Raw genomic sequence first — 4,755 nt, forward strand, 5'->3', positions numbered from 1 at the left:
AACAAGTTCATTTGTGGTAAGATGGGTATAGGTCATTTATGTTAGTTCCTTTCAGACAAATGTGGTGTTTATCTGAGCCTAACATAGATGGCTTTTTTCTGTCTAGCTTAATTTTACAAATTAGGTAATATTATTTTAGCACAAAACTTCAACATTAGGAGTTCAAGAAGTCAATAACATCGTCTAATAAATAGAAGACGGTTCGAGTCCCCTCTATAGGAGGTTCTAATCTTTTCAATCCTTTTTGTTCCCAAGTTTTTAGTGTATTTGGAGAGATATTTAGTTGTCTCAGCAATTCTCGTTGCTGAATTATCTTTAGTGGTCTGTTCTGCTCTTTGATTTGAATGAGCTTGATAAGTGTTTGTAATAACTGTTCAATTTGTTCTAACTTTTCGTTATTCATCGTTGTCTTTCTCCTCTACATTGGCAGTCTGTAATCGATTTGGATTATGCCGTCGTGAATCCAGATATTTAGCAAAGAAATAGGTGCGTTCAATAATGAGACCTAGTAGATTGGTGTTGTTTGCTCGTGCATACCAAACTAGCTCTTCAAATTCGGTAAAGTCGTTCTCCTCGATAATATCAACCACTTCATGAATGAAATCAGAAGTTTTTACTTCTATCAAAAACTTGTCCAAATCAAAACCACACCCAATTTCAATATCATCAATGTCATAAGGGGCCTTGTCTGGGTTTTCTGCGTGTGTAAAGTAGTCAAATAAGCCTGTCGGAGACATGACGACTTCCACATGTGCGGGACCGTTTAACTTGTCACTGATAATATTGGACACTTGGGAGTAGCTTTTCAGTGAATCAAAGAAGAAAGCACCGTGCTTATGTACCTTTTTGAACTCTCCGGTTTGTCTGTTCACATCCTTATCGTGCCAAGGGCTAAGGATAAATGGGATATGAAGTTCTTCCAAGACGTTCAAGTAGTCTTCTGGAGCGCTCTCTTTGTAAAAGAGAAATGTCCATTTGGTTGAACGTTGTTCTTTTGCCATATGCTTTTACCTCGCTTGTTATTGTTGTTCTTTATATAATAGGAGAATAAGAGTGCGGTTTTCGGATTTTTTTAAATAAAATTTGTGATTATTGATTATTGACCTATTGGGGGTCGTAGTAACCCCAATAGCCCATGGTTGAAATAGAACATAATAAAAAAAGGGGGCTGTTTGGCTCTTGCTAATGCAAGCCACAGCCCCCAAAGATTAACGTTTTTTACCATTGAACCATAATTGATTGCGGACTCGAATAGGAGATGAGAAATAGTAATCAGTATGCTGACTAGCAATTTCCTCTTTTAATAGTGCTTCCATATCCTTTAGAATTTTTTGTCCCTGTTGGTCTCTTGGGACTTTGATGAAGATAGTGACAGAATCAGTCTGAATATCAACCATACATTTACGGACTGCTCGATTAAATCCGTTGCTTACAGGGGTTGATGTTGGTACAGTCTGATGTTCAGGATTTGTTACTTTCTGTACTTTTTCACGTTGAAATAAGAAATTTCTAAGAGAAAAAGTATGATAAGCAGATTTCACATAGTTCACAAGTCTGTCTGTTTTCCACCGTTTGACAATTTCTATTCCAATCAATACCAAGGATAAGGACAAGCAAATAAGAGCTAGTCCGTAACTAATAGAACTGATTTTATCAGTAATAGTTGTGACAGTTTCCAACTTGAACAGAGTATTGGTATTCAATTGAATAGATAGACTATTGAAAAGCCAACCGAATAAATACAAGATAGGAGCGATGAGAAGCAGATTCAGAATGAAATTGAAACTTCTCATGAAATAGTTTTTAGTTGTCATAGGATACCTCGTTTAGTGTAGTAAGTTGGGCAGAGCAGAGGAAGAACCTGATAGGGGTGTTCATTATCAATAACTTGAATGATACCTGTACCATGTCCAGTTGGAATAACAATCCCTTCAGGGTCTAAGTCAGGAAATAAAAATTGGGTGGTTTTCTGATTTATATTTCCGATTTGTAATAATACGTTTAGCTGTTCCCTTACCGAAATGGGAATGGTATTGTGGTCAAAACGCTGGCTTACCAAAAAGAGATGGATTTTGGTAGCACGTCCCAACAAGGCAATCTGTGAGAGTAATGAGAAAAAGGCTTCTTTTATGGTCTTATTTACACCCTCGGACAAAGCAAGTACTTCATCAATGACGATGGTTAGATGGGTAAATTGATGGTTAGGATTATCATACAAGATAGCTTGCCTTTTTTGGATAAGAGTTGCACACTGACTTAATTGTTCATTAACTTGTGAGACAAAATCAGATTTTGAACGGTTTTCGACAGGGTGGATAACCGCAATGTGATTTTCTCTAGCCCCTCGGCTTGGGGTGTCGAATTTAGGGTCAATAATTATCAAGTCAGACATATGCTTTAGGACACTCAAGAAGTAAGTGAGAGCATACGATTTCCCAGAACCTGAATTTCCAGTAATAGCCCAGTGGTTTACTTTGTCTAAGTTAAGTTCAAAGTGTTTCATGATTGGGATTTTTCCTTTCGGTAAGCTGGATGAAAATTTATCTAAATCAGAAATCGCCAAGCGTTCTGAAATCCCCTTCTTCCAAGGGAAGAATAATCCACGTTGAATGTGTAAGTCATCCGTTTCTAAGGGAACAAAGTAGGTAGCATTTTGTTTTAGAAGCGTATACTGTGGATAAAGTGAAGCGTTGGCAATCAGAAAGATTTTCTTGTATAAGTCATCGTCTAAGATGTAAGCAGATGGTAACCGAGGTACGAAAATGAAACCGTCTTCTTGGATAATGATATTAAATGAGTTCGTGTAACTGGTTTCTCCCTGCATTAAAGCCCCCAGAGCCATATTAAGGCTCTGGAGTAAATAGGATTGCAGAAAGGAGTGGCTTAGTGTATTGTAAGATTGCATAGTCATTAGCGAACCTCCGTGATACCGTTAGCTTTGAAATATATGTTATATTTCACTTCGCAGGCTTGTAGAGTGTCAAATTGAATCATGGATTGAAAAGCTGGTAGCTCAATCGACTCTTCAAATTTCACTTGGAAAGGGTCTTGTCCTTCCTGTACAAACCAAGCTTTGTAGGCTACGATTTCTCCTGTCGGCTTTCCATCTTCAAATCGTTGTTGTGGTTCAAGCTCGGAACTAAGTGAGAAAATCGGTTGTTTTTGACTGATGATTTTGTCAGCCAATGAAGTGGTATAACCACCTTTTGTGGTTTTCATTTTGAATGCCATCGGCAGTTCCTCCTGTGTAGTAGAAAATAATGTGAATGAGACGTGCTCGGTTTTAATCATGAGCTGGATACTGTATCTAGGTCATATCCATCACCTCCTATATATAGGAGATTCAGGATATGGTTTTCGGAATTTTTTTGAAAAAAACTAGTAGTCTTTTTGTTGACTACTAGTTAATTTATTATGATTGTATTTTATTAAGAACCTGTTTACAGGCTTCCTTGTAGTACTTTTTAGCAGTCTTATCAGACCGACCAACTAGTTGACTAGTTTTTGTAGCATTTAGACCATTTTCAAATATAGCTTTAAAAACGACACGGTGTTCTTCATCTAATTCAGTTAATGCTTCAAGATAAAGTTGTTCTTCTACTTGCTTGATTACATTGTCTTCACCAGAACAAGAATTACTTTGAATAAGTTCTTGAAGTGTCGTTTCACGTCCATCATTGGATACAATGAAGTCTAAACTGGATACTTGATGGTATCTCATTTTACGTTGATAGTTTTCTTCTTGTCTGTCCATATCATCTAGGACTTTTAACCAAAATTCTTGTTCAGCTGGTTCAATGTTAGAAACGAGTTCAACGTTTGTATAATAATGAGTTGGCATAGTCGCCTCTTTCTAACAGCCCAATTTTAGGAGTAGAAAGAAACTTATATGAGTAACTATTGAATGCCGAGGTGTCAAAAAAGGCACACCAAATAGACGGCGAAACAATTCTATACAAGATATAACCTTTATCGCTATATCATCATATCTGTTTCAATCCGTTCCATTTGGTGGCCACCATTTGGGACTGTAATAAAAATTTATTATCAAGATGTTTTCTTGATACGTTCAGTATAGTGCAAAAACTATCGAAATTTTTTACTCTCCGTTTTTCTACGAAATCTAAATTTGTAAAAATGAGTGTAAAAAAAAAGACTAAGCATTAATGCCTAGTCATTAGAGTGCAAATTTTCTTATCTCTTCCTCATTTAATAATTTAATAAAGTGAAAAGGCAACACTTTTCTGAACAATTTTTATAAAGTGCTTTTTAAGCGATAATTCGTTTGGTCATGGGAGTTTGGTAGTTAAGACTACCATGAATGCGATGATAGTTCCACCAGTGGACATAATCTTTCGTTTTGAGGGCTAATTCTTCTAGTGATTGAAAGGTTTCTTGGTTGATAAACTCCAGTTTGAAGGAACGATAGGTACTCTCAGCGACGGCATTGTCATAGGGACAACCAGCCTGACTGAGAGAACGGGTGATTCCAAAAGCTTCAAGCATCTCATCAATCAGCTGATTGTCAAACTCCTTGCCACGATCAGAATGGAACATCTTGACCTTGGTTAGTGCATAAGGGATGCTTTGAATGGCTTGTTTAACGAGCTCCGCAGTCTTGTGCCAGTCAACGGACAATCCTATGATTTCACGATTAAAGAGGTCAATGATGAGACAAACGTAAGCCCAGCGCCTATCCACACGGACGTAAGTCAAGTCGGTCACCAGGGCTTCCAGTGGTCTTTCTTGGTCGAA

General features: G+C 37.4%; 7 protein-coding genes. All 7 read right to left on the bottom strand.

The window, feature by feature from the left end:
• Positions 1–154 precede the first annotated feature (154 nt).
• A complete protein-coding gene (locus ACYTR8_RS10045) occupies positions 155–403 on the bottom strand; it encodes a MerR family transcriptional regulator (protein WP_138127013.1) in 249 nt (82 codons plus the stop codon).
• Positions 396–1,001: a replication protein gene (locus tag ACYTR8_RS10050; protein WP_479642102.1), complete on the bottom strand. Its 606-nt coding sequence runs from the start codon at positions 999–1,001 to the stop codon at positions 396–398. Before ACYTR8_RS10050 ends, ACYTR8_RS10045 begins: the two co-directional genes overlap by 8 nt.
• Positions 1,002–1,208: 207 nt before the next feature.
• Positions 1,209–1,814, bottom strand: a complete 606-nt coding sequence (locus tag ACYTR8_RS10055; RefSeq protein ID WP_479642103.1) for a DUF502 domain-containing protein — start codon at positions 1,812–1,814, stop codon at positions 1,209–1,211.
• Complete coding sequence (locus ACYTR8_RS10060) at positions 1,811–2,911, bottom strand: cell division protein FtsK (protein ID WP_479642104.1); 1,101 nt, start codon at positions 2,909–2,911, stop codon at positions 1,811–1,813. Before ACYTR8_RS10060 ends, ACYTR8_RS10055 begins: the two co-directional genes overlap by 4 nt.
• Complete coding sequence (locus tag ACYTR8_RS10065; protein ID WP_479642105.1) at positions 2,911–3,231, bottom strand: hypothetical protein; 321 nt, start codon at positions 3,229–3,231, stop codon at positions 2,911–2,913. Before ACYTR8_RS10065 ends, ACYTR8_RS10060 begins: the two co-directional genes overlap by 1 nt.
• Positions 3,232–3,412: 181 nt before the next feature.
• Positions 3,413–3,841, bottom strand: coding sequence for an RNA polymerase sigma factor (locus tag ACYTR8_RS10070; protein WP_479642106.1), 429 nt, complete (start codon positions 3,839–3,841; stop codon positions 3,413–3,415).
• 428 nt (positions 3,842–4,269) lie between these two features.
• On the bottom strand, positions 4,270–4,755 hold a 486-nt coding region (locus ACYTR8_RS10075; RefSeq protein WP_479642107.1), incomplete at its 5' end, for an IS3 family transposase.

It is taken from the genome of Streptococcus sp. F2 (assembly GCF_056500955.1).